Raw genomic sequence first — 25,203 nt, 5'->3', positions numbered from 1 at the left:
CTCTTACGTCACCCACCTGGGGAGCCCGCCAGGCGGCGGGAACCACTCCATTCCGCACCCCCGGTTACCCACCGTCCTTTTCGGCCTCCTCCGACGAAATCCCGCAAACCCCTGTGAATAACCTTCACTATATCCGATCACGTTCAAGTATTTAGATCACCTGGAGAAGCTCAGACGAAAGCCATATCAAACATATTTTCTACGGCAAACTTTTCCTTACGGTGCCGTGCTATGTTTAGGAATGAAGTATTCGTTCTTGTATGCGCCTTCTAATTTCAAGAAAGTTATTTTTTTGTCGATGCCGCCGGCATAGCCCGCTAGACTGCCATTCGTCCCCACTACCCGATGGCAGGGAACGATGAGGGAAATTTCATTGCGCCCCACGGCGAACCCCACGGCCTGGGCGGACATGCGTTTCAGCCCTCGCCTCTCGGCGATCTACCTTGCCAGCTCACCATAAGTCGTGGTTTTTCCGTAGGGGATTTTGCGAAGCAACTCCCACACTTCCACCTGGAAAGGTGTTCCAATCATATGGATGGGCGGCATGAAGTCGGGCTCCCGGCCGGTAAAGTAAACATCCAGCCATCGCTTCACCTCCGCGAAGACAGGGATTTCCTTTTCTTCATGCTCTTCATCCAAGTTGAGAGCATAATACTTCTCACCGGCAAACCATAGTCCGGTCAGGCCGATCTCATCGGCCGCCAACAGAATCTCCCCTACCGGGGATTGATATGTTGTTGTGTACTGCATAATCGCACCTCCGCAAACAGCTGGAACCCTCCGGAACGCCCCGCGTCAGGACTGTTGGATGACCTCCCAGGTGTAGATGTGCTCATCGCGGCCCAACCGCATGAGCGTCAGCGTGGGAATGGCGCTGATGTCACCTGGAACTGTGTCGACCACCGGCGCCAGCGAGTCAATCAATGGCCGCGGATCCATCTTCCCATTGAAGTAGCACAGGGATGTGTGCGGCCAAAAATCCCCCCACTCGCGCGAACCGAGAAGGCGGTTAATGGCGCCGCGCTGCACCCGCATCAGCTCCATCAGCCAGTCACTATTTTCCGCCACCAGCATGACACCCTCCCGGCCGAGAAAAAGACGGGTGAACCGCAAAACCGGATCCTTCAGCGAGGCCCGGAACGCGAAGACCTCGTCGGAAACCGCCTCCAGCCGGGCTCCGGCGACCTCGTCGCTGAATCCGAGTCCGTTCATGGTCAGGTGGAGCCACGGCACAGGCACTGGGTCGACGCGGTCAAAGCGACTGAGGACCGGGCGAGCCGCAGAGGCGAGTTCCTGGACGGCGGCGGCCCGCTCCATGGTGAGATGGAAGGTATACATCCGCCGCCCGGGCCTCCAGCCGGGGCGCCAGTACCAGTGGTCACGGGTCTCACCGAGCTCGGGATCCAGATCGATCCGCATGGTCCTATCCTTCCGATACTGCTCAGATGCATCAATGTTGGAACCATGATTATCCGCTTTGGCAGCGAAGTGGGAGCGTGATCGTCTCCTGCCAATGGCGATGCGGACCCAGTCCGGGGATCTGGGACAGCCGAGTCTGCCTTCCGGCAAAGCCCTTCACGCCCGCTACCGGGCCCGCACCGTGCCGGCCATCAGCCCCACCAGTAGTAGGGGCGGCGAACCGGTGAGGCGGCAGGAGCAGCGACCAACCCCTGCAGGGGCGGCGTCACAGGGCATCGACGGGACCGGCTCGCGCCCGAGCGGTAGCCGTGCGAGCTACACCAAGAATCCGAACCCGCACCCCCACCTCCACCACAACGTCCTCCCCCACCACGGTGCACGAGCCCAACGCCGCCCCATTGGCCTCCGCCACACCACCTGCCACCGCGCAGGGGTCACCGGGCGCCGTAACCGAGTTCAGCGCCGTCGCCCCGCCTAGGGCGGCCAGATCCGCCGCGAGCCGCGCCCGACCGGCCGCAACCTGCGCCTGAATAAGGGCCGTGGCACCAACCGCGAGTGCGAGCAGTGCTCCGATAATGCCGAGAACCAGCACCGTCCCCGAGCCCTGCTCCCCCGCTGGCCTCCGCTCCCCCGCCAGATACCGGCGCCTCACCGGGCGCCCGCACCGGTCGACAGCCGCCGCTCTCACGGCCCGCTCGGCTCGGTGTAGGCGCAGGCGCGGCTGCGGGCGTTCAGCCCCAACCCACCGAGCGGACCGGGGACGCGACGACTCGCCGTCACGCAGGTGAACTCGCCCTGCTCAACCGTCAGGCCCACTCCCCCACCAGCGCGGTTCGCCGCCCCAGTCAGATCGCTCTCCCCAATGGCAGCAGCGCGGGCGGCTACACGAGCAGCATCAGTAACACGCAACTGAGTAACCCCGGCGCTGACCCCGCTGAGGACGAGCAGAAGAACAAGGACGACGGCGGGCATGGCCACGGCCAACTCGGCGGTGGCCATGCCCGCCTGAGGATCCCACCGCATTGGGCGTGACGCCCGCCAGAGGGCAGGGGATGCAGGCGCCACGCCCGCCGGGGCCCGGAGCCGGTAGCCCGTCCAGGGAGCCGGGCCTGCGGCAGTGGGTCCTTCCACAACGGGGACTTCCCCGACCGGGCATCCCACAGCGGAATCTTCCCCGACCAGGCCCCTCGCGGGGGAGCCTCCCACAGCGGGAACTTCCCCGGTCATTCCCCTTGTGGTGGGGCCTGCCCCAGCGGGATCCTCCGCTCGCTGAAGCCGCCCTCGCCAGGGACGAAGACGCGTCAGCTGCCGGGGCGGCCGGAGTCGGTGGGGCTTGCGGACAGTCGGCTTCTGACAGGGAGCAGGGGCCGACGGCCCCTCATGCCGGGTCCGGCCGGGCCCGGGCTGCGGCGCCCGCCAGGGCATGGGCGCCGGTGTTCCTCCGGTCGTGGCCTGGGGGCGGCTGGACCTGTTGTCTTGGCTGGTCCTGGTTGGCCGGGGGTCCCCGCTCCCGGTGAAGCTCGGCGCGCACATTAGCCCACCGAGAGAGCGGACTCGATGAGGGACTGCAAGGTGGCGCTCAGGCCGCCCGAGCGCATAATCGCCAGGAGCAGCCCGGCGAAGGCCGCAGCGGCCAGTGTGCCAATGGCGTACTCAGCGGTTGCCATGCCGGCCTCCCCGCCATCGTCCCGGGTACCGTCGGGGGCAGTTCGGGGTTCTAAGTGGGCGATGGCCCAGCTGTCGCGCAAGACGCGCAGCGTTCTCAGGGTCCTCATATTCTCTCCTCAGGGTGATGGGACGTATGCCCCGGCGGGCACCGTGCCCGCAACACCCAGGGTGCGCCGGTGCCCACGGTGTCCGCATCCGCCCCCGCTGACCCTTGTGGATAAAGGGCCGCGAGGCGCTCCTGTGGAGCCCCGCTCGCCTTGAAAAGACGCCGTTCGTCCTCTTTTCAGTGAGGCGGGCGTTAGCCCCCGACGAGCTCGCGGATCTCAGCAGCGCTGAGCCGAGCCCGGCTTACACCCGCCCGGGTGGCCCCACCCGCTCCACTCCCGGCGCCGCCCGCCCCATTCCCGGCGCCGCCCAATCCATTCCCGGCGGTGTCCCGGGTTCCTTCGACGACCCGGGCGAAGAGTTCGGCCTTCTTCTCCTTGAGGGCCATCACCTTCTCCTCAATGGTGTCTGTCGACACGAGCCGGTAAACCATGACGGGCCGGTCCTGGCCAATGCGGTGGGTGCGGTCCACGGCCTGCTCCTCGGCCTGCGGATTCCACCAGGGGTCCAGAAGGAAAACGTAGTCGGCCTCGGTGAGGGTCAGGCCGAAGCCCCCGGCTTTAAGGGAGATGAGGAAGACGTCGGCCCGCCCATTCCGGAAGGCCTCAATGACGGCCTGCCGGTCGGCCGTCGCGCCGTCGAGGTAGACGGTGCGCATGCCGGCGGCGTCGAGTTCGGCGCGCACACCGCTGAGGTAGCGGGTGAACTGGCTGAACACGAGGGCTTTATGCCCCTCGGCGATAATGGGCCGCAATTGCCCCATGAGCACCTCGACCTTGGCGCTGCGTCGGCGCCTGCCCGTGGCGCCGCCGGGGCGCGCGGCTCCCCCGGCTCCCACTCCGCCGGGATGGTGGTTGTCACAGGGGTGAGCGTCGTCGGCTATGAGCGCAGGGTCCAGGGCCATGAGCCGCAGGGTGGTCAGGGACTTGAGCGCACTGAAACGGGCCTGGGCGGTGTCTTCCTCCAGCAGGCCCAGGACCTTTTGGCGTTCCCGGGCCAGGCGCTGGTCGTAGGCGCGCCGATGGGCGGCGGAGAGTTCGACGGCGAGGACCTGCTCGGTCTTCTTGGGGAGTTCGGCGGCCACCTGCTCCTTGGTGCGGCGCAATAGGAAAGGGCGCATGCGGGCGCGCAGGGCGGTGAGCCTCTCCGTGGAGCCGCGCTCAATGGGGCGGCGGTAGGTAGCGGTGAAGCGCTCGGGGCCGGGCAGGAGCCCCGGTGCGCAGATGGATAGCAGGGACCATAGGTCCATGAGTGAGTTTTCCAGGGGAGTGCCGGTAATGGCGATGGTGGAGGGGGCGCGCAGGCGGCGCACCGCCTTGTAGGTGGCTGAGGCGTGATTCTTGACGAACTGCGCCTCATCGAGGATGGTCCACGACCATTCCTGGGCGGCGAACTCCTCTTCGTCAAGGCGCGCAATGGTGTAGCTGGTGACCAGGAGGTCGGCCCGGGCGGCCTCGTCGGCGAGCGTCGTCGTGCGCTTGGCGGTGGTGCGGGTCACCGTCCGCACGCGCAGCCCGGGGCAGAACCGTCGGGCCTGCTCCGCCCAGGAGCCGACCACGGAGGTGGGGGCGACCACGAGCACCGGGGCGCTGGAGCCGTCTGCCGCAGGTTGCTCCTCAACCAGGCGCTGGACGACGGCGAGCACCTGGAGTGTCTTGCCCAGGCCCATGTCGTCGGCGAGGATCCCGCCCAGGCCGGTGGTTCGCAGAAGGTTGAGCCAGCGGTAACCGTCGAGTTGGTAGGGCCGCAGGGTGGCGCACAGCCCTGCCGGAGGGCGCACGTCAATCACGTCAATGGGGTCGGGCTCCTCGGTGGCGCCGCCCTTACTGCCCTTGCTCCCCTCGCCCACCGGCGCGGGGCCGCCCTCCAACCCGCTGCCCGGCGCCCCTTCGTCAACGGTCTGCTCGGCGGCCGCGGTCAGGGCCAGCAGCCGGTCGACCCCTTCGCGCCAGCGCCGCGTGGACTCCCCGACCACTCCGAGCGCCACGAGCTGCTGGTAGTACCCGGCCTGGAAGGGGGTGACGCGCAGGGCGCCGCCGTCCTTGGCGCATGGGTCCGCCAGGTCGCGCCCCTCCTCCATGAGGCGGGCCAGGGTGAGGATCTCGGGACGGTCAATGTCCACCCACACCCCGGAGTCGAGTAGAACCTCCCTGTGGCCGGCGGCGACGGCTGACATGAGCCGTTCCATGGGGATCTCATCGCCGCCAACGCGCACACGCACGCGCAGGGAGAACCAGTCCGGCGCGTCCCCCTCCTGCCCCACGTCGGTGGTGATGAGCGGTGCTTCATTGGTGGGGCGGTAGTCCGGCACCTGCCCGACAACCTCCACCTCGAAGGAGTCCAGGAGTTCAAGGGCCGGCAGAGTGCGGACCATGAGGTGGACAGTGGCCATGCCATGGAAGCGGCGACGGCGCCATAGCACCCCGTGGTCGGCCGCCATGGGCACCAGGGCGGCGATAATGCTGCGGGCCAACTGCCGCTCCTGGGCGATGTCCCGCCAGACGCTCCCCTCCCCGGGGGCCCGCCCCTGCCCGGCCTCATCAGGTGCGTCAGGGCCGGGGCCCTGAGCCCATAGATCGAGGGGCCGGCTCCTCGCCGCCGAAGGCTCACCCGCTCCGAGCACGTCGTCGGCGCTGTTGGTCCTGTCAGCGCTGTCGGTGCTGTCGGTGCTGAGATCGCCGACCTCAGCCTCATGGACGACCCCGCCCGGGGTGGTCACGTAGCGCATAAGCCAGCTGGTGGTGGCTTCATGGGTGGAGGAATCAATGGTGACCCGCAGGACGGCGCGGAGTTCGGTGGGCTCGGGGATACTCAGGGAGGAGTCGATCTCCAAGACCGGTACTGCGCGGGCCAGGGGCTCCAGGTACCCGCTCTCGAACCTGTCCACCTGTGCGGCCGGCACCACGATGGGCTGAGTGGAGTCGGCCAGGAGGCGGGAAAGCACCTCCCCGGGAGGCGGGTCGAGGGGCATGAGGAGTAGGGAGCCGTCGGGGGCCACGGCGTGAAAGCCGTGCGCCGGGTCGCCGATGGGGGTGAGCCCGGGCCTACTGGCGGTTTCCTCCCCCGAGTCCGGGGCCGCGAGCTCCTTGACCCCGGTCGGGTCCAGGCCGGGGGCGATGACCAGGGAGTTGTCCTCGTTGCGGCGCATGGTGACCCCGGCGCGCAGCCCTGGGGCGATCCGCACTGCCGCGCCGTGCCGTTGGGCGGTGGTCAAGATCAGGCCCGCGGCCACTGCGCGCCGCAGCGCCCCCCACACGCGCGGTCCGGTTCGCCCCAGGGGCACGCGCTCGTCGGCGTAGTAGAAGCCGGAGGCGGCCATGGCGCCGATCTCTTCCAGGGCGTCCAGGATGTCGTCGGCGACTTCCCCGCGCAGCTCCCCGGAGAGCACCTGAGTCCACGACGCCCCTTGACGCTTCCACCCCCGCCGCCCGGCGACCAGTGGCAATAGTGTCGGCCCGCCGTCAGTGGACGCCGCGCCGGGGTCCGGGGCGATCTCCAAGGCCATGGCCCGATGGCCGGTGGGGCCCACGCGCAAGAGCCTGGTGAGTTCCGCCTCCCAGTCCGGTCCGACGGCGTCCCTGCGGGCCCGGGCTCGGGCCACCAGGAGCATGGCGGCGGTGTGCTTGCAGTTCTTGGCGACCGGGCAGGTGCAGGTGCCCAGCCAGGTGGGGCGTGATCCTGCGCCGCGCGCATAGGCCACGGTCTGGTAGCTGCGCCCGTTGGAGCCACGGACCTGTGCCATGAGGATGTCCCCGCCCGCTGAGACGTTCAGGGCGCTCACCCGCCCCTGGTCGACGTAGCGGGTCGCGCGCAGGAAAGCCCGCCCGCCGACGCGGGCAATGAGGTCCTTGTCGTCAAGCCTCGCCGGCCAGTCATCCTTCGTGATCTCCCGGGCCATGCGCCCACACTACGGCCCGCCTCGGACACGCACGGGGCCGCGACCCGGGCCCGCACCGCGAGCTCGGCCCGGCCGGCCGCCGTCGGGCCCCGACCACCCGGCCGCCGTCGGGCCCCGGCCACCGGGCACCACCGCTCCTAGCGGGCGCCCCGCAGGGCCCGGGTCCCGGCGCCTCGGCCGCCGCCCTGCTCAAGCCTCAATGTCGGCGCCCAGGGCCCGCTGCCAGAAGGAGCAGTGGGACTCCACGAAGTGCTCGGCGGCCTGTTCCCAGTCGGGCTCGCAGTGGTGAAGCAGGAAGAAAACAATCACGGGAATGAGGATGTCGTGGGCGGCTACGCGCAAGTCGTCCTCAACGCGAACCTCCCCGTCCCGGCGGCGCTGCTCCAGGAAGTCGGAGAGCTCGCCGAGCGCATTGTCGACCGCCCGGGTGAGACGTTCGCCGAAATGCGCGTCGGTGAGCGCCAGGCTGGTCAGGAGCAAGGTGGCGCTGGTCTCGTGGCGCAGCGTGTCGAACCATTGCCGGCACACGGCGCGCAGCACTTCGCCCAGGGGCATCTGGGAGACCTGGACGGAAGCCAGAAGGTTGGGCATGTCGGTGGCGAAGGACCGCCGGGAGGCGAGCACCGCGGAGAGCAGGCCCTCCTTGGAGCCGAAGTAGTGGAAGATCAGGCCCTGAGCGACACCGGCGGCCTTGGCTATCTGCTGGGTCGAGGTGGCGGCGAAGCCCTGACGGGCGAAGAGGTCGAGGGCGACGTCGATCAGCTGCTCTCGGCGGGCGACAGCCCGCTCCTGGCGACTCGGCGCAGCCATGCCGCCCACCTCCTTGTGGTTCCTACCTGAGATGCTACCTGAGGCGCTTAAAAAGCTAAACTTGTTGATTAGCGGCCATTGACTGTTCGGTTAATAAAATTACGGTACGGGTACACCGCGCGGCATGGGCTCCACCGCGTCGGCGGCCGGCCAGGTGCCGCCCCCATCGGCGCCTGAATAGGCCTCCAGAAAGAAACGCTGGAATTGCGGTACTCTCGCGCTCCGCACCCATGATCCCGGACCCCCTCTCGCAGGCACATCAAGCATGCGCGCAAAAGAGCGCGAGCGGTTCATCGCACAGGATGAAATCGGTAGAACGTCCGGCTTGTCGCGCCGCCCCACCCGCCTGCCGATACGGCGGCATATGCGCCAAGGCGGCGCCGGTGCGGCCTTGGCGCCCCAGTCGGCCCCGAGCGCGACTCAGGCCGTCGACCGAGCAGGGCGACGCGAAACGAGCAAGAATGTCGTCATGCTCATGCCGTACTCCCCCACTGCCGCGCCACTGACCCGCATGGCCGACGGAACTGTTAAGCAGATCAGTCCCTTCACAGGAACCGAGGTGTGGACGGTGCCGGGGCGCGGCAACCGCCCCATATCCCATCCGGTGGCCGAGGTTCACCCGCTCACCGCGCAGGAGCGCACCAGCGCCTGCGCTTTCTGCCCGGACCGCTACCTGGACACCCCCCCGGAGAAGTCGCGCGTGGTGCGCCGCGACAGCGGTGGCTTTGAGCAACTCGACTCCCTGCCCGCCTCCAGGCTCTTCGACACAGTGGCCGAGTTCCGCCGCGTACCCAACCTCTTCGAAATCCTCTCCTACCACTACTGGCACGCCAACCACGGCTATGAGGTGCCCGACGCCGCCCGCGAGCGCATGGAGGCCTACCTGGCCGACCCCGCCGGCGCCGAGCACGCCGCCACGATCGCCAAGACGAAGTTGCGCGCCTCGGGGGCCGACCCGGCCTCCTGGGACCAGATGAGCACCGCCGCGCGCCACCACTACTTGGCGGCCTTCTTCGCCGGCGGCCACGACGTCATTGTTGCCCGGCGGCATTTCACCGACGGCGCCCTCGACTCCTCGGGCCTGGCCGGCTCGGGCACCTTGAGCGTGGCCGAGCACCGCGCCTACACGCGTCTGGCGGTCAATGCCATGCACGACCTCTACCTGGCCAACCGCTGGGTGCGCTATGTGGCGGTGTTCCAGAACTGGCTGCGCCCGGCCGGAGCGAGCTTCGACCACCTGCACAAGCAGCTGGTGGGGATTGACGAACGCGGCGTGAACAGTGAGCTGGAGCTGCAGCGGGTGCGGGCCAACCCCAACCTGTACAACGAGATGGGTGTGGACTATGCGGCCTACCGGGGCCTGCTGGTGGCCTCCAATGAGCATGCGGTGGCCTTCTCCGGCTTCGGGCACCGCTACCCGACCCTGGAGGTGTACTCGACCTCGGCCACGGCCGAGCCCTGGCGCATGAGCCGCGAGGAGGTCGACGCCGTCTCCGACCTGCTGCACGCCCTGCACGCCGCCACGGGCACGGACGTGCCCTGCAACGAGGAGTGGCATCACAAGCCCGTGGACGTCGACCAGCCCATGCCCTGGCACGTGACCCTCAAGTGGCGGGTCTCCACCCTGGCGGGCTTCGAGGGCGGCACGAAGATCTACCTCAACACCATTGATCCGTGGAACTTGCGCAACCGGGTGGTGGCCCGCCTGGAGGATCTGCGCGCCGATCGGCTCATCGCCCCCATGGCGGTGGGCGAGGAGTGCCCGACGACGCCCAATCGGCTGCTCTACAACCCGGTCCTCTCCCGCTGAGGGCGTCTGACGACGTCGGCGCTGGTCGGTCGCGGCATCCCGCCCACGATTAACGAAACGGCTTGACTTCATTTTCCGTGCGAACGATGCTCCCGTTATGAACGCACTTCTACCCGAAAACGGTATGGATCTGCGCGGCATCCCCGTGGACCCCTCCGCCCCCCTCCTGGTGACCGGGGCGACCGGCTACGTGGGCAGCTGGGTGACCAAGGGCCTATTGGAGGCGGGGGCCACCGTCCATGCGGCGGTCCGCGACCCGCGCAACGCCGCCAAGGTCGCCCACTTGGAGACTGCCGCCGCCGGCTCACCGGGCCACCTCAGGCTCTTCGCCGCCGACCTGCTGCAGGAGGGCTCCTATGACCGGGCCATGGAGGGGTGCGCCACGGTCATCCACACCGCCTCCCCCTTCTCACGCTCCGTGAGCGACCCCCGGCGCGAGCTCATCGCCCCGGCCCTGGAGGGGACCCGCAATGTGCTGGCCAGTGCGGGGCGGACCTCGTCGGTCGGGCGCGTCGTGCTCACCAGCTCGGTTGCGGCCATGTACGGCGACGCGGCGGACGTCGAAGGCTATCCGGGGCGGATCGTCACTCAGGAGTGCTGGAACACGACCTCCTCCTTGGCGCACGAGCCCTACTCCTACTCCAAGACGCTGGCGGAGAAGGAGGCCTGGAGGATGGCGGAGTCCCAGGACCGGTGGAGGCTGGTGACGATTCACCCGGCACTGGTCATTGGCCCGGCACTGGGCCCCTCGCCCACCAGCGAGAGCTTCTCCATTGTGCGGATGATGATCGACGGCTCCACTCGCGTGGGGGCTCCGCGCGTCGGGTTGAGCGTGGTGGACGTGCGGGAGGCGGCCCAGGCGCATATTGCCGCCGCCTTCCTGCCGGAGGTTCACGGACGGTACATTGTCGCGGCGCAGGACACCGACATGGTGTCCCTGGCCGCTACGCTCCTGCCGCGTTTCGGGCGGGACCTGCCGCTGCCGCGCCGTGGCCTGCCACGTCCCGTGCTCATGGCGCTGGCGCCCCGGATCGGGCTCACCCGCCAGTATGTGCGGCGCAATGTGGGGTATACGGTCCGCGTCGACGCCACCCGCAGCCGCCGTGAGCTCGGGATCCGCTACCGCCCGGTCCAGGAGTCAATGGAGGCCATGGTGGCGCAGATGCTGGCCCGTCGACGGTGATGAGTGCGGCCGGTGACGCTCCTGGGGGCCCGGGCCGGATGGTTGGAGGCGCCCGGGTCCTCCCGACAGTAACCGGCCGGCAGCAACCGGCCGACAGTAACCAGGGCCCTGCGAGAAGAACAGGTAGCACGCACCTGTCTTCTCGCAGGGCCCCGCGGTGGCGTGGGGGTGGTTCGGCGAATTCCCCGGATTGCCCGATTTACAGGCCCAGCGCGCTGCGCTCCTCGGTGCCGACCCAGCCGGGGCGCGCCTCCAGGGCGCGGAACCAGCGGGCCAGGGCGGGCCAGAAGGCGATTGAAGGGGCCTCGCCGCCCGGGAAGTAGCTGCGGCCGCCGTACTCGTAGGCCTGAACGGTGGTGAACAGGCGGATGTCGCTGCCGGTGGGCAGGTCGCCGCACAGGAACTGGCCAATGGCGACGACGGCGGACAATGACGGGCCGTCCAGGATGGTCAGGCCGCCCTCGCGGGAGGCCTCCATCTTGGTGGCGCGGGCCAAGATGGTGTCGACAACGTCGAAGGCGATGAGGACGCGACCCGCGGCGGCGCCGGCCACCTCGGGGTCCTTCGAGTGAATGGCGGTCTCGTGGGCCTCGTTGACCTCGGTGGTCAGCCAGGCGTCCCAGGCGTCGGTGGAATTGCGGCGGTTGAGGGGGTAGAGCTCGGGGGCGCCCTTGCGGTGCAGCGGCCACCACTGGGTTGCCAGGTCGAAGATCATCTCCCCGGAGTCGTCGGAGACGACGTGCCCGGTAGTGGTGTCCACGAGGGCCGGGATGGTGGGCGGGGGCGTGTAGCCGGGGGTGTCGGCGTAGACCTCGGCAATGGATCGGGCCCCCAGGACCGGGTCCGTGCCGGGACCGCCGTCGGGGCCGGTGAGCTCCCAGAATCCGTCGACGCCGCGACCATAGGACCAGGAGACCGGAAGCGCCTCCGTGAGTCCTAGCAGTCGGCGGGCAATGAGGACGCGACGGCTCCACGGGCAAGAGCCCGAGGCGACGAGGCGGTAGCGACCAGCCTCCACGGGCAGGTCGCCGTCGGCGAATCGGTGCGAGCTGGCAAGGGCCATGGGTGCCTCCCGGTGTCTGGAAACGAGCGTCACAGGCTCTGCCCCAATGGTGACCCCTGACCCCCGGTGCCGTCAGCCCATTCACCCCCGGCGAACCCACTTCTTTCGAATTGGCGGGCGCGGGCCCCGGGGAGCCGCCCCGGGGCCCGGTCGACTAGGGGCCGGCAGCCGCCCCGGGCCCTAGTCGGCCTCCGAGGGGTGCGCCTCCAGATACTCCTCGATCCTCGCCAGGTTCTTCACTGCCTCATGCTCCTGCCAGCGCGGGTGGGCCAGCAGGCCGCGGCCGCGGGCAATGGCCTTCTGGGCGGCCTCACGCTGACCGGGCTGGTCCAATCGCTCGGCGTGCAGGCGGGCGATGAAGGACAGCTCCTGGGCTGCGGTGGCGCGATCATCCTCACTGAGGTAGCTGGTCACGGCCCGTTCAGAGGCCTCGACCGCCAGGTCGTACTCGTCGCAGCGCCAGTAGATGTCGGACATGTCGCTGTCCACCGCGCCGTCCTCCCAGACCGCCGAATAGTGCTCACTGGCGGGGATGGATCGCGCCAGCCGGCGGGACTGCTCGATCAGGTCCAGGGCCCGCTCCAGGTGGAGCCGCGAAGCCGCCGGACTGGGCCTGGTGGCCAGGGTTCGCGCGGCCCGGCGCAGTAGCCGGGAGCGGCGGAAACGGGCGCCGTCGTCGGCCTGCGGCCCGGTGGGTTCCAGGTCGGCGCAGCGCAGGAACAACGAGGCGGCGTCGTCGGAGCGCTCCATCCGGGCGGCGGCCCCGGCGGCGCGCTCCAGGTAGCCGGCGGCGCTCTGCGTGTCGCCCCGGGCCAGGAGCTCCTCGGCGCAGCGAACGGACTGCTCCCGGATTCCCTCGTCCTCCTGCAGATCAGTCAGGACCAGGACCAAGGTGCGGCGCAAGTCCAGGGACAGGTGCTCATGCCCGGTGCCGGCCGCCAGGTCCAGGGCGGTCTCCAGGACCTCGGCCGCCTCCAGGGGCCGGGAGGCGGCCCCCAGGGCCCGGGCGAGATGGTCGAGCGTATTGACGGAGGTGACCTCCAGCCCTGCGGCCAGGGCCAGGTTGACGACCTCCTGCCACTGGGCGATGGCCTCCTCGTACTGCTCGTACTGCATGGAGACGCCGGCGATGAGGGAGCGGGAATCCAACGCGGTCTCCAGCGGGGTGCGTTCAGCGGCCCGCATGGCGCTGTCAGCCAGGTTGCAGGCCCGGTAAATGTCGCCGCGGGTCACGAGCAGGTAGGTGCGCGCCATGCGGACATGGTGGCGCGCCACCGCCACGTGCTCGGGGTCGATACCGCGGTGCTCCAGGAGGTCGACGACCCCCATGGCGGCGTCGTACACCTCCTCCACCTCCTTGATCCTCAGGTCGAGTCCCTCGCGTATGAGGGCCTCGCCCAGGCTAATGAGGGCGCGCACGGCCGCGAAGGCCTCTGCGGCACTGGCCCGCGGATCGTCCAGGAACTGCGCCACGGCGCCCAGGACCGCCTCGGTGAGCCCATCGAGGCGACGACGGCGGTCCTCCCGGGCCTCCTGGTCCTCCTCCTGCTCCGGCGCCCGGGCGCACAGGGCCTCATCGCGCACGCACATAGCTTCAATGCGCCACAGGTTCAGGTCCCGTTCCCGCGGGGACCGCTCGTCGTGGCGGGCGGCCAGCAGGTTGCGGGCCCGGCTGCGCAGCTCCAGGGCCTCGGCGTGCCGGCCCTCCCGCGTGGCGAAGGCGGCCTGGACCAGGGCGGCCTCCACCGCCAGCTCTGGGGGCGCCGGCCGGGTCAGCAGGCCGCTGGTCTTGAAGTACTGGTCGAGTAGTTCCCTGTCGACCCGGGAGAGCATGCGCTCGCGCGGGAAGGATTCCCGCAGCGCCTCGTCGAGGCCGGCGGGGGGATCGAGGTGGGGGATGTCCACCGGCGGGTAGGGCTCGGCGGGCAGGTCCCCGGTGGGCGCCGCCGGGGCGTCGGGGGCGGGCTCCCCCCGCCCCCCGGTGCCGTCGCCCGCGCCCTGCTCCTGGGGCAGGTCGGAGTAGGGGACCGCCTCGGGCAGTGCCTCGGGGGCTTCGAGCAGCTCGACGCGCGGACCCGAGCCGGGGTCGGTCAGGTAGGGCTCGCGCGCCAACGCCTTCTGCAGCTGCTCGGTGAAGAAGGTGTTGCCGTTGCGCCGGTCGTAAAGCTCGCTCAGATGGCGCGCCCACGCCTCACAGGCCTCGGCGGCCTGGGCGAGGGTGAAGTCCGCGGGCACATTGAAGCCGGGGCACCACAGCCGGCTCTCGGGCAACTCAACACCCAGAGGCTCTCCGCCGCGCCCGGCGCGCACGGCCTGGCGCAGCAGGACGGTGGCGCCAATGAGCATGGATAGCAGGCTCGTGGCCGAGCCGCATCGGGCCGTCCAGGGGGCGTGGCGGCGCAGGATGGTCAGCCCCCGGTCCATGTGCCCCGACAGGGCCAGATAGCCCAGGTGCTCCTCCAAGGTGCCGGCGTGACGCACATTGGTGCGGTGCTTGCGGTAGGAGCGCACATGGGCGTCCCAGGCGGCCTTAGTCCGCCCTGTGGCCAGGAAAGCCTCCAGCATGTTGCTGCGCACGCGCGCGGGCTGCTCATCGCAGCCGATCTCCTCGTTCAGGATCGGCACGGCCGTGGCCAGGGCGAGCTCCCAGTCGCCGTCAGCAATGGCCTGGGTGATCTGGTGCTCGGGGTCGCAGGCCGCGCAGTCCGAGGAGTCGTCGCGCGGCGTAGCGCGCCAGGCGGCCAACTCGGCCACCGCCTCCTCCGGGAGCCCGAGGTTGCGGGCCACGTAGTAGCGCTGCCCGTGGACGGTGTGCATTGACGCGCCCTGCTCGCGGTAGTAGGTCTCCATGGCCGCCTCCAGGGCGCGCACCTGCTCCACCGGCACGGCCGGGTTGCGGGAGGCCACAGAGATCGCGATCTTGTAGCAGTGCCGCAGATAGCTCTCAATCCGCTCGTCGAACAGGTCGGGCCGCTCCCGCTGACGCTCCAGGCACCACACGAAGGGCGCCAGGCCCTTCCACTCCTCCTGACCCCAGAAGTAGTCGTTGACGAGCTGGGCGTGGAGCACAACCGACAGATCCTCCGCCCCAATGTCCTCGGCCCAGGTGACTGCCTCGGCCCGCAGAGCGGAGCGCTCGGGGCCCCGCGGCAGGCTGTGGCACAAGTGCATCCGCTCAATGATGTCCTCACGCGTGGTCATGGCCGGTTCCTTCCGCAGTGTGGTTCGTCGACGTCGAGGGATCCTGGTTGGGGTGGGCTGCGCCGCCCCGCGGCGCAGCCCGGTCCTATGTGGGTCGGCCGCGCCCCTTGGCGCAGCCCGGTCCTATGTGCTTGTGCTGTCGTGGGCCCTGCTCTGGCCGGGCGGGGGGCCGTCGTCGGGCACGGCGTCAGACAGTAGCGCCCATAGGGTTTGGGCGGCCCAGGACCGCTCCTTGGGGCCCAGGGTGTAGTGGCCGGTGAGCAGGCACTGAACGTACAGGCCCCGCAGCACCCGGGTCAGGGCCTCGTCGCCGCCCCGGCTACCGCGGCGCCCCGCGGCGGCAATGAGCCTGGTCACCAGGGGGTTGGCGCGGTTGAGCACCAGGCGCGGGCGCGGGGTCGTGGCGAAGGGGTCGGTCACCCCCAGGACTTGCGCCCAGGCCCCCGAGGCGATGGCCGCCGAGGAGCGCGCCGCGCGCCGTCCCGCCAGATCCGGGTCCGGCAGGTAGAGGGCGGGCAGGGTCCCCGGTTCGAAGCGCCGCAGGACCACCTCGCACTCGACGTCCTTCATGGCGGCCTCGGCCAGGAGCAGTACTTCGGCGGCCTCGGCCTGCTCGGCGGGGCTCACGGGGGCCAGGGCGTCCAGGAGCTCACCGGGGTCGACCAGGCTCGGGGCGGTGCCCTCGCCCAGGACCTCCGGGTGCAGGGCCAGGGCCTGGAGCAGCTCAGTCTCGTAGGAGTGGCCGGCGTTGACCAGCACAATGCCCTGGGAGGAGGCGACGTCGGCCAGGCCCCGGAACTGGTCCACGGTCCGCGTGTAGCGCACCCGCCGCCCCTCGCGCACCAGGGCGGCCAGCTGGGCGGGGGTGCGCCGGCCCAGGGTGGTGGTCAGGGGCACATGCTCGGCGACCAGCCCGAGAACCTCCGGGTCGTCCACGGCCACCGCGCACAGGCCGACGGCGTGGGCCTCAATGAAGCGCGCCAAACGGGTGGGGGCCGTGCGGGCCAGGCGGGTCAGCCAGGTGCGCACCGCCTGGCCGATGGCCTCACGGACCGTGCCCAGCAGGTCGTCGTCGACCAGCGCCTCACGGGAGGCGGTCAGGTGCAGGTAGGGGGCCTCGGCGACGATCCGCACGAAGAACGCCCATTCGGGGGCCAGGTCGTTGGCGGCCCGGGAGACCAGCATTCGCTTGACGTAGACGGTGTGGTGGGCGGAGCGGGTGGGTTGGGCGGTGGGCATGACGGCGGCCACACCGTGCAGGCCGGCCGCGGGCACATCCAGGTCAATGAGGTCGAAGGGCTCGGCCCCCAGCTCCCGGGTGCACCACGCCACGGCACGGCCGCGCGGCATCTCCCAGGGGCCCTCCCCCTGGCCGTGGACGGTGGTGGAGGCGCGATCGCGCACCTCTATGCGCACCGGCAGCAGGGAGCCGAATTCCTCCACCAGGGCGCGTACGGTGTCCGCCTCCAGCCAGGGCTCACCGGGCAGGGCGCGCAGGGTCACGAGGCTGCCCGGCGAGCTCATGGGCGCCATCTCGGGATCCTGGTCGGCAGTGGTCACCGCGTAGGTGCCGTCGGTGCGGCCCAGCCACTGGACGGTGGGGGCGGCGTCGTTGACCGCCGAGCGCGAGCGGACCTCGATCTCGGGGCTGACCATGAAGCAGGACAGCAGGCCAATACCGAACTGGCCCAGGAAGTCGCCCCGGGCCAGGCCCAGTTCGTCGCGCTTGGAGGAGGCGCCAATGGTGGACAGCAGGGAGGCGACTTCCTCGGGCGTCAGGCCGATGCCGGTGTCCCGGCAGCTCAGGGTGCCGTCGCCCACGGTGAGGGTGACATGAGCCGGTGCGCGGGGGTCTAGGGCGCGGCGGGCGGCAATGGCGTCAACCGCGTTCTGAAGGAGCTCGCGCAGGTAGACGCGCGGGCCGGAGTACAGGTTGCGCGACAGGAGATCAACCATGCCCCGCAGGTCAACCTGGAAGGTGGACACGGGGCGGCTCAGCTCTGCCCGGCGCCCGCCACCGGCGGGAGGAGCTGGTCGAGGATTGCGGAGGCGGCCGTGGCGTCGGCCAGGGCCGGGGGCGCGGGCAGGGACAGTTCCTCACCCAGGTCGTCCAGTGTGCGCAGAAGGCCGGACAGGGCCTTGCTAAGGAGATCGCCCAGCTGCTCCTGGCTCAGGCCCTCGGCGGTGGGGATCCAATGGGAGGTAATGACCTGGGTGCCGCGAGCGGTCTGGAGCGCCCAGGCGGCGGGGAACCACAGGGTCTCGCTGCGGCGCAGGACCTCCTCGCGCAGCAGGCGGGCCGCCGGTCCCTGGGCGTCGAGCCGGTAGAGGCCGCGAATGAGGAGGTGGGCGGTCGGGCCCCGGGAGCCGGCGCCAATGCGCACGGGGTAGCGGTGGAGCAGGTCGACGCCGTCGGCGGTGGTCCGGTGGTCAACCTTCCACTGGGCCAGGACTCGGGCGACGCGTTCCGGGGTGACGGGCGGGGCGAGGCGCTTGGTCGGGGTGTTCCACCACGGCATGTCAGTCCTCCTCCTGGTCGGGGCGAGTGCCGTCATCGGGGGCCAAGGCCGGCAGGGCGGTGGTGATCTCCTCCACGGCGGCGGCAATGGTGGCGCAGGTCTGGTCGAGGAAGGAGGCGAGCTGGTCGTCGGTCATGCCCTCGGTGACCGGGACCCCGAGGTGGATGTCGACGACCGTGCGCAGGCTCTGCGCCTCGGCGCTCAGGGGGTCGGCGGGGTCCCCGGCCGGGGCGTGCGCGGCGGGGTCCCCGGAGCCGGCCGCGTCGGTAGCACCGCCGGGCGCGGCGTCGCCGGGCGCCCCGGGAGCGTCGGGCGTCCCGGGGGCGTCGGCCCGCCCCATCGGGGTGCAGGTGAGACCAATGACGGGGGTGGGGACGCGCGCCAGGATGGACTCAATGAGGTCGCGGGCGGTGTCGAGCTCGACGGGGCTGAGGTCCCCCGTCAGGCGTATGAATGCGCCGAGGAGCTGCTGGTTCTGGACGAAGACGGTCAGGGACCTGCCCTTGTAGTCAATGGTGGTCGTCGAAGCGCTTAAGGGGTCGAGGTGCCCGGCGCGCCTGGCCCACAGGCAGATTCGCTCATTGTTGACAATCGGCATGGAGGTCACCGGCACAGCCTAAACGCCTCATCGGCGTCGCCCGCTTCCACTCCCCCTCGGGGACGAACGGCACATGGGGACTTCTCCCCACCACTCGCCCCTGCGCCCCCCCGCCCTCCAGGCCCCTGGGCGCTAGGGGGCGCCCGCCCCCGGTCGCCGGATTCCGGGGCCGGCGCCGCTCAGCCCCGTGGGCGCCCGGGAGCGCCGTGCGCCCCCAGGAACTGGGCGACGGCCGGGCTGCCGGGGTCGGCCAGGAGGGCCTCGGGGGTGTCCAGGCGCAGCAGCCGCCCCTCGTCCATGACCCCGACCCGGTCGGCAATGGTCATGGCCTCATCCTGGTCGTGAGTGACGTACAGGGCGGTGGTGCCCTGCTCGCGCAGGATGGTGCGCAGATCCACGGCCAGCTGCTCGCGCAGGGCCCGATCCAGGGCGGACAGCGGCTCGTCGAGCAGCAGGAGCCGGGGCCGGGGGGCCAGCGCCCGGGCCAAGGCGACTCTTTGAGCCTGCCCGCCCGACAGTGTGGTCACCGGTCGCTCCTCGTAGCCGGGCAGGCCGACGAGTTGAAGCATCTCGTGAACCCGGGCGGCGCGCTGAGGGCGCGGCCACCCGGCCAGGCCATAGGCGACATTGCCGGCGACGTCACGGAAGGGGAAGAGCTGGCCGTCCTGGAACATGAGGCCGAAGCCGCGCTTGTGGACGGGCACGGCGACGACGTCGTCCCCGTTCCAGGTGATGGTGCCGGCGGCAACCTCCTCCAGGCCGGCGACGGCGCGCAGCAGTGAGGACTTGCCCGAGCCGCTGGCGCCCAGGAGCGCGGTGATCTCGCCGGTGCGCAGATCGAGGTCGACGTCGTCGACGGCGGTCACGCCCCGGGTGCCGCGCCCGGCGGGGTAGACGACTCGCAGGCCGCGCACGCGCAGGCCGGTCCCGGTCCTTCCCGTTGCGCTCATGGGTGTTGTCCTTCCAGTGTGAGCCGTTGTCCTGGGCGCCTCCGGGGCGGGGGCCCGGTTCGAGGCCGGCTCCCCTGGCGGCGGGCCGTCGCCCGGGGCGGGCGGTGCCTCGGCGTCCGGCGCCGGCCGCCCGGGCCGCCCGGGTCGCCCGATCGTTTGGGCCGGCCCGGGCCGCTCGCCCCGGGCGGTGCGCCCTAACTGCACCGGCCGCGCCCGCCGGCCCCCGGCGGTCTTAAGCGTCTGAAGCCACTCGCACGCCACCATGATCGCCGCGGTCCCCAGGGCCAGGACGACGCCGGCGGCCAGGCCCATGCCCTGGTTCTGGGCTCCGGGTGAGCCAATGAGCCGGTAGAGGACCACTGGCAGGGTGGGCTCTTGGGGGCGGGCCAGGAAGGAGGTCGCCCCGAACTCCCCCAGGCTGGTGGCCAGGGCGAAGCCGGCGGCCAGGCCCCCGGCGCGCAGCATGTGGGGGCCGTCAACGGTGGCCAGGACCCGGCCGGGCCCGGCCCCCAGGGCCGCGGCGGCCTCGCGTTGACGCGGGTCGATCGCGCGCAGGGCGGGCAGGAGAGTGCGCACGACCAGGGGGACCGCCACGACCGCCTGGGCCAGGGGCAGGATCCACCAGGAGCGGGTCAGGGCCAGGGGCGGGCGGGAGAGGGTGATGAGGAACCCGAAGCCGACGGTGACCGCCGAGACTCCCAGCGGCAGCATGAAGACGGCGTCCAGAACCGTGGTGCCCCGGGCCAGCCAGCGGGAGCGGGGGCGACGGGACACCACCAGGCACACGGCGGTGCCAATCCCAAGGGCGATGACGGCGGCGACCACGGCCACGCGCAGGGAGTTGGCGCCGGCCTCCCAGACAGTCACGAGCAGGGCGTTGCGCCCGCCCGTCGTGGCCAGATCGGCGTAGTTCGCGACCGTCCACACTCCGGCGCGCCGCAGGGAGCGCGTCAGGAGCACGGCCATGGGGCCAATGAGCAGCCCGAGCACGGTGGCGAGGGTGAGGGCCAGGCAGGGCAGGTCAGCGGCGCGCAGGGGCGTGGTGGGCACGTCAATGCGCAGGGACAGTCGCGCCTGCCCGGCCAGGCGCGCCCGTTCGCTGACCCACAGGCTCGCAGCGATAACGATCAGCTGGACCACGGACAGCACGGCGGCGGCGCGCAGGTCCAGGTACTGGGCGGTCAGCACGTAGATCTCGGTCTCAATGGTGCCCACGCCGGTGCCGCCCAGCACCAGGACCACACCGTAGGCGGTGGCGCAGAACAGGAAGGTCAGGGATGCGGCGGAGGCGATGGCGGGGGTCAGGGAGGGCAGGGTGACGGTGCGGAAGGCCCGCCACGGGGAGGCGCCCAGGACGCGGGCGGCCTCGACGGCGCGCGGGTCGAGCCGGGACCACATGGTGCCCACGGTGCGCACAACCAGCCCGTAGTTGAAGAAGACCAGGGCGGCGACAACGGCGGTCAGGGAGCCGTCCAGGCCCAGGCCCCCCAAGGGCCCGCCGGTCGTGACCAGGGCGTGGAAGGCGACGCCGACCACGACGCTGGGCAGCACGAAGGGCACGGTGACCAGCCCCCGCAATACGTCGCGTCCGGCGAAGTGGCGTCGATAAAGGACCAGGGCGCCGGGGACCCCCAGAACCACGCACACGGTGGTGGCCAGAACGGCCTGGGTGAGGGTCTGGCGCAGAACCCGCCAGGTGCGCGGGCGGGTGAGGACCTCGGCGAACCCGGTGAGGTCGAGGTGGCCGTCGGGGGCCAGGCCGCGACTGACGAGGGTGGTCACCGGCCAGGCGAAGAAGATGGCCAGGAAGACCACGGGGACCAGGACGGCCAGGGCCCAGCCCAGGCGCTGGCCCCGGCCGGTCCTCGGTCTCACTGGCCGACGGCCTCGGACCAGGTGGTCAACCAGGCCTCGCGGTTGGCGGTGATCTGGGCGGGGTCAACGGTGATGGGGGTCTCGGACAGGGCGCCGAAGGCCTGCATCTCCGGGCTGAGGGTGGCCTCGGGGTTGACCGGGTACATGTACATGTTCTCCGGGATGGAAGTCTGCACCGCCGCCGTGAGCATCCACTCCACGAAAGCCCTGCCGCCCTCGGGGTTGGCCGCTCCGCTCAGGACACCGGCGTACTCCACCTGGCGGAACGCCGTGGCGGGCAGGGAGGCGGTGGTCGAGGCGGAGCCGTCATCGGTGAGGGTGGCCGCCGGGGAGGAGGAGTAGGACACCACGATCGGGTAGGCCCCGCCTTCACCACCGGCGGTGAAATCGGTGTAGTAGGCGTCGGTCCAGCTCTCGTCGATCTTGGTGCCGTTGGCCACCAGCTGCTTCCAGTAGTCGGCGAAGCCGCCGGTCTGCCCGGTGCCGAAGTGGCCAATAGTGGCCAGGAGGAAGGCTAAGCCGGTGGAGGAGGTCGAGGGGTTGATGGCCGCGAAGAGATCCTTGTACTCGGCCTTGACCAGGTCCTCGAAGGAGGCCGGCGGAGTCAGGCCCTTGGCGGCGAACCAGGCGGTGTCAATGTTGACGCTCACCTCACCGAAGTCGATGGGGGCCAGGGCGGGAGTGTCGGCGACGACGTACTGGTCGGCGCCCTCGGGCAGGGGGACCGTGGCGGTGGTGTCAATGACGCCCTCGTCCAGGGCCCGGGTGGCGAAGGAGTTGTCAATGCCGAAGACGGCGTCGCCCAGCGGGGCGTCCTTGGTCAAGACGAGCTTATTGACCAGCTCGCCGCCGTCGCCGCCGGTGACGATCTCCAGGGTGGCGCCGGTGTCCTTCTCGAAGGCGGCCTTGAGATCGTCGGGCACCACGAAGGAGCCGTGGGTGACGACCGTAATCGTGGATGCCGCGCCGCCCCCGGCCCCCGACTTGGAGCAGGCCGCCAGGGCCAAGGCGAGCGCCCCGGTAGCGGAGCCGGCCAGCAGGGCGCGGCGGGTGATGGTCTGGGTCATGGGTTGTACCTCCTGGTGGGTGGTCAGGAGGGCCCGGGCGGCCGGTGGCGCCCGGGGAGATTCTCGACTTCCTTCGCCGGTGCGAACCGGAGCAGGTTCGAGGGTCTGCGGCTTCCCGCACTCTCAGCGCCATTGCCCTCCGGCCGGGGCGGTTGGCCCCGGTCGACGGCGGGGCGCTCCCCTGTCGTTGTAGTCCGCAGTGTAGCCCTGTAGTCCGGGGACCACCCCCCAACAAAAACCTCACAGCACGACATCCATGGACGTTGTGCTGTGAGGATTTTGTTGGGGGGCCGCCCTAGTCGGGAGCCCGCGCCACCCCGCCCACCGCCTGCGCGCCCTCCGTGTCCGCGCCTGGTCACGGTGCTCGGTCACGCCGCGGGGGCCAGGGCGCCCTCCCACCACCCGGGGCACCGCGACCCGCCTCTCGGAGTGCGCACCGATGCCGTCGTGCGGCATGATCAGGACCACACCGGGGTGCGCGCCCGCACCAAGCATCCCGCAGCGACTGCGCCCCGCCGGGACATCAGGAGGATTCATGGCCAGGAACAAGACAAGCGAAATGACATGGGCGGTGACCGCAGCGGTGGCCACCCTCGTCGCCGGCGTCGTGGCCGACCGCGCTATTGCCGCCGGTTGGCGCGCCATCACCGGCAAAACCGCCCCTACCGCGGACGACCTGCTGGACTACCGCCTGGCAGAGGTCGTCGCCTTCGCCGTTGTCTCCGGGGCGACCCTGAACCTGATGCGCGACCTGAGTCTGCGCCAGGTCGCCAAGTGGCAGCACAGACCGCGCGCCATCGAAGCCTGACTCGCGGGCCCTTCGCCGGCCCGCCCCCGCCGACGATGACGAGGCAGAGGTGGCGGCGGGCGACGGTGGCAGCCAGGGCGGCCCGCCCCCGCCGACAATGACGAAGCTGTACTCATCCGCGGCCGCCCGAGCCGCGCGCCACGGCCGCCGAACCTAACCCACCCACCGCCGGGGAGGACACTCATGACCGTGCACACGGCCTCCGCCGGCGTGGGCGGCACCGGGGACATGGCAATGGCAGCAACGGCAATGGCGCTCCACGCCGCTATCCTCCTGCTCCTGGGCGGGGCTTTGGCCTGGTGCCTGCGGCGCGACGCCCGTCACCTGCGATGCGGCGCCCTGGCCACCGCCATGCTGGCGTGCCTGCTCAACGCCCTGGTGCTCGCGGCGTCCTGGGCCGGGGTGCCTACGGGCCCACCCGTGGGCGCCCTGGCGCCACAGCCGGGAACGACGTGGCTGCTCGCCTGGCCCCTGCCCCTCACTCTGGTCGGTGTGGGCGCAGTCATGGGGATGCCGGGCGGGCGACGACCCGCCAATATCATTGGCCTGCTGGCGGGCCTGGGACTGGTGACCGCATTGGTTGTGAGCACGGCCACGTGGGTTGATAGGGACGGGCGGGTGCGGGCCGTCCCCATGCTGATCATCTGCTTGGCGGCCTGGGGGAGCCTGGTCCTGTTGACGTGGGTGGGGCAGGGGGTGCTTCTGGCGCTCCGCGGCCGACGGCGGGCACTGCCGGCCCCACGGGTTGTGGTGATTCTGGGGGCGAAGCTGGTCCGGGGCCGGGTGGGACGGCTCCTTGCCGCCCGGATCGAGGCGGGCATTGCCCAGTGGCGCGCCGCGCAGTCCCACCGGCCCGGCACCCCGGTGCTCCTGGTCCTGTCCGGAGGCGTCGTCGGCGGCCCCGTCCCGGAGGCCGAGGCTATGGCGCGGTACGCCCTGGCTCACGGCGTCCCCCAGGAGTGCCTGATCCTGGAGGACTGCTCGCGCTCCACCACGGAGAACCTTCTGCGCACCCGCGAGCTCCTGGTGAAGCGGGGCCTGGAGGGGGCCGGGGTGGTGCTGGTGACTAGTGACTTCCATGTGGCGCGCACGGCCGCCCGCGTTTCGCGGCTGGGCCTGCCCTGGTCTGTGGCCGGTGCACATGGTCGGTGGTTCCAGCGGCTGGGCAACAGCCCGCGTGAACTCAGCGCCACGGCCATGGAGCATCGGGGGGCAGCGGGATTGGCGCTGTTGGGGGTGATGGCTTACGGCGCCGCGGTAGCGGGCGGGATTCTTTAAGAAATCGAGGTGATCGAGCACCTGGGCTCGGCTCGCAGTGGAGTGCTGGGATGGCGATCCGCCCGGGGCGAACTCAGCCTCATCTACCCCGACTGGAGTGCTGGGTATTTTTCGGACTGTGCTTGTTTTGTGTGTCATGCTGCGATTTCGCAGCTGAGTAGTTCGCGCTCCTACTTCGTTCGGAGTGCGATACCGATACCCTGAGTGAAGTCGTTTGTGGGAGGCCGGCTACGACCTGTTAAGGCTACCCAAAGCGCGTCACGATCGTCCGCCGGTAGGGGCCCCGGCACAGTCGTGCCGGTCCGGCTCGATGAGGCCGCCCTCGCGGCACTGACCGCCAGGGCCGAGGCTGAGGGCCTGGCCACGCGCTCAGATGCGGTTCGGGCAGCCGTGCGCGCATGGGTACACAGCACCTGGCCTACATCCCTCCGCCCGTGAGTACTACCGACGCGACCGTCTCGACGACGACGTCGTTCGCTACGCGGCCGCCCACGTGCTGAGTTCACGCCCTCTTAACGACGAGGACGATTCGCGCCGAAGGCCTGATTGAGCGCGTCAAGACCTGCGGCTGCATCGGTGGGCGGGTGGCCGGCGGGTTGGCGGTGTTGCACATTCTTCTTGAGCCGGTCTGTGGGGGATCGTTGGTATCTCAACGATCCCCCGTCGCAGAGGATCGGTTCGACAAGGATGAATGTGCAACGACGTACCCGTTCGCACATTCATCCCATTCCCGGGCCCCCAGATCCGGAGCAGATCCGCAGGATTCCGCGGCTCACCACTCCTTGAGGGGAGAAAGAATGAGCCTTTCTCACCGGGTGTCTTTATTGAGGTTGATGATGACGAGTGCGGTGGCGGTGATGGTGGTGATGGCCTTGGGGTCGAGGGTGACTCTCTGGAGGGCTTTGAGGTGCTTGAGCATGGCGTTGGCTCTTTCGGCTGGGGAGCGCAGGG

General features: G+C 70.4%; 18 protein-coding genes and 1 pseudogene. 5 read left to right on the top strand and 14 right to left on the bottom strand.

Annotated elements, in window-relative coordinates; genetic code table 11:
• Positions 1-216: 216 nt before the first annotated feature.
• The 7 genes and pseudogenes from EUC46_RS11465 to EUC46_RS11435 all read right to left on the bottom strand — a co-directional run bounded on the left by EUC46_RS11465 (position 217) and on the right by EUC46_RS11435 (position 7,900).
• Positions 217-750, bottom strand: a pseudogene (locus EUC46_RS11465) (methylated-DNA--[protein]-cysteine S-methyltransferase).
• 45 nt (positions 751-795) lie between these two features.
• Positions 796-1,419, bottom strand: a complete 624-nt coding sequence (locus tag EUC46_RS11460; RefSeq protein ID WP_128774295.1) for a 2'-5' RNA ligase family protein — start codon at positions 1,417-1,419, stop codon at positions 796-798.
• Positions 1,420-1,684: 265 nt separating this feature from the next.
• Positions 1,685-2,071 (bottom strand): Rv3654c family TadE-like protein, encoded by a 387-nt coding sequence (locus EUC46_RS11455; protein WP_128774294.1) that lies wholly within the window; start codon positions 2,069-2,071, stop codon positions 1,685-1,687.
• 32 nt (positions 2,072-2,103) lie between these two features.
• Positions 2,104-2,418, bottom strand: a complete 315-nt coding sequence (locus EUC46_RS11450) for a TadE family type IV pilus minor pilin (protein WP_206645981.1) — start codon at positions 2,416-2,418, stop codon at positions 2,104-2,106.
• Positions 2,419-2,951: 533 nt separating this feature from the next.
• Complete coding sequence (locus tag EUC46_RS11445; RefSeq protein WP_128774292.1) at positions 2,952-3,194, bottom strand: DUF4244 domain-containing protein; 243 nt, start codon at positions 3,192-3,194, stop codon at positions 2,952-2,954.
• A 191-nt stretch (positions 3,195-3,385) separates the two neighbouring features.
• A complete protein-coding gene (locus tag EUC46_RS11440; RefSeq protein WP_128774291.1) occupies positions 3,386-7,090 on the bottom strand; it encodes a DEAD/DEAH box helicase in 3,705 nt (1,234 codons plus the stop codon).
• A 189-nt stretch (positions 7,091-7,279) separates the two neighbouring features.
• The gene (locus EUC46_RS11435; RefSeq protein WP_128774290.1) at positions 7,280-7,900 is read right to left on the bottom strand and encodes a TetR/AcrR family transcriptional regulator; all 621 of its coding nucleotides are present in this window, start codon (positions 7,898-7,900) and stop codon (positions 7,280-7,282) included.
• A gap of 469 nt (positions 7,901-8,369) precedes the next feature.
• Here EUC46_RS11435 and EUC46_RS11430 point away from each other — a divergent pair, with 469 nt between their 5' ends.
• Both EUC46_RS11430 and EUC46_RS11425 read left to right on the top strand, forming a co-directional pair.
• The gene (locus EUC46_RS11430) at positions 8,370-9,710 is read left to right on the top strand and encodes a DUF4921 family protein (RefSeq protein WP_128774289.1); all 1,341 of its coding nucleotides are present in this window, start codon (positions 8,370-8,372) and stop codon (positions 9,708-9,710) included.
• A 97-nt stretch (positions 9,711-9,807) separates the two neighbouring features.
• Positions 9,808-10,893 (top strand): NAD-dependent epimerase/dehydratase family protein, encoded by a 1,086-nt coding sequence (locus tag EUC46_RS11425; protein WP_128774288.1) that lies wholly within the window; start codon positions 9,808-9,810, stop codon positions 10,891-10,893.
• A gap of 199 nt (positions 10,894-11,092) precedes the next feature.
• Here the strand turns inward: EUC46_RS11425 and EUC46_RS11420 are convergent, their stop codons facing one another.
• The 7 genes from EUC46_RS11420 to EUC46_RS11390 all read right to left on the bottom strand — a co-directional run bounded on the left by EUC46_RS11420 (position 11,093) and on the right by EUC46_RS11390 (position 22,166).
• The gene (locus EUC46_RS11420; RefSeq protein ID WP_128774287.1) at positions 11,093-11,956 is read right to left on the bottom strand and encodes a glutathione transferase; all 864 of its coding nucleotides are present in this window, start codon (positions 11,954-11,956) and stop codon (positions 11,093-11,095) included.
• Between the two features lie 180 nt (positions 11,957-12,136).
• Positions 12,137-15,157 carry a hypothetical protein gene (locus EUC46_RS11415; protein WP_128774286.1) on the bottom strand — a complete coding sequence of 1,007 codons (3,021 nt, stop codon included), beginning with the start codon at positions 15,155-15,157 and terminating at the stop codon, positions 12,137-12,139.
• A gap of 123 nt (positions 15,158-15,280) precedes the next feature.
• Positions 15,281-17,143: an HSP90 family protein gene (locus tag EUC46_RS11410; protein WP_128774285.1), complete on the bottom strand. Its 1,863-nt coding sequence runs from the start codon at positions 17,141-17,143 to the stop codon at positions 15,281-15,283.
• 8 nt (positions 17,144-17,151) lie between these two features.
• Complete coding sequence (locus tag EUC46_RS11405) at positions 17,152-17,676, bottom strand: type III secretion system chaperone family protein (RefSeq protein WP_128774284.1); 525 nt, start codon at positions 17,674-17,676, stop codon at positions 17,152-17,154.
• 1 nt (position 17,677) lies between these two features.
• Positions 17,678-18,283 carry a hypothetical protein gene (locus tag EUC46_RS11400; RefSeq protein WP_128774283.1) on the bottom strand — a complete coding sequence of 202 codons (606 nt, stop codon included), beginning with the start codon at positions 18,281-18,283 and terminating at the stop codon, positions 17,678-17,680.
• Positions 18,284-18,453: 170 nt separating this feature from the next.
• The gene (locus EUC46_RS13530) at positions 18,454-21,099 is read right to left on the bottom strand and encodes an ATP-binding cassette domain-containing protein (protein WP_128774282.1); all 2,646 of its coding nucleotides are present in this window, start codon (positions 21,097-21,099) and stop codon (positions 18,454-18,456) included.
• Entirely contained in the window at positions 21,096-22,166 is a 1,071-nt protein-coding gene (locus EUC46_RS11390) for a thiamine ABC transporter substrate-binding protein (protein ID WP_128774281.1), read from the bottom strand. The genes EUC46_RS13530 and EUC46_RS11390 overlap by 4 nt, the downstream gene beginning before the upstream one ends.
• Before the next feature lie 535 nt (positions 22,167-22,701).
• Between EUC46_RS11390 and EUC46_RS11385 the strand changes: the two genes are divergently transcribed.
• The 3 genes from EUC46_RS11385 (at position 22,702) to EUC46_RS13400 (ending at position 24,690) form a co-directional block, all read left to right on the top strand.
• Positions 22,702-22,974 (top strand): DUF4235 domain-containing protein, encoded by a 273-nt coding sequence (locus EUC46_RS11385; RefSeq protein WP_128774280.1) that lies wholly within the window; start codon positions 22,702-22,704, stop codon positions 22,972-22,974.
• Between the two features lie 183 nt (positions 22,975-23,157).
• A complete protein-coding gene (locus EUC46_RS11380; protein ID WP_128774279.1) occupies positions 23,158-24,252 on the top strand; it encodes a YdcF family protein in 1,095 nt (364 codons plus the stop codon).
• 204 nt (positions 24,253-24,456) lie between these two features.
• A complete protein-coding gene (locus EUC46_RS13400) occupies positions 24,457-24,690 on the top strand; it encodes a ribbon-helix-helix protein, CopG family (RefSeq protein ID WP_338324481.1) in 234 nt (77 codons plus the stop codon).
• Positions 24,691-25,203: the final 513 nt, after the last annotated feature.

The organism is Actinomyces oricola, from assembly GCF_004104015.1.
GTDB classification, from domain to species: domain Bacteria; phylum Actinomycetota; class Actinomycetes; order Actinomycetales; family Actinomycetaceae; genus Actinomyces; species Actinomyces oricola.
Note: the sequence above shows the minus strand (reverse complement) of the source record. Positions and strands in the feature narration are given on the sequence as shown.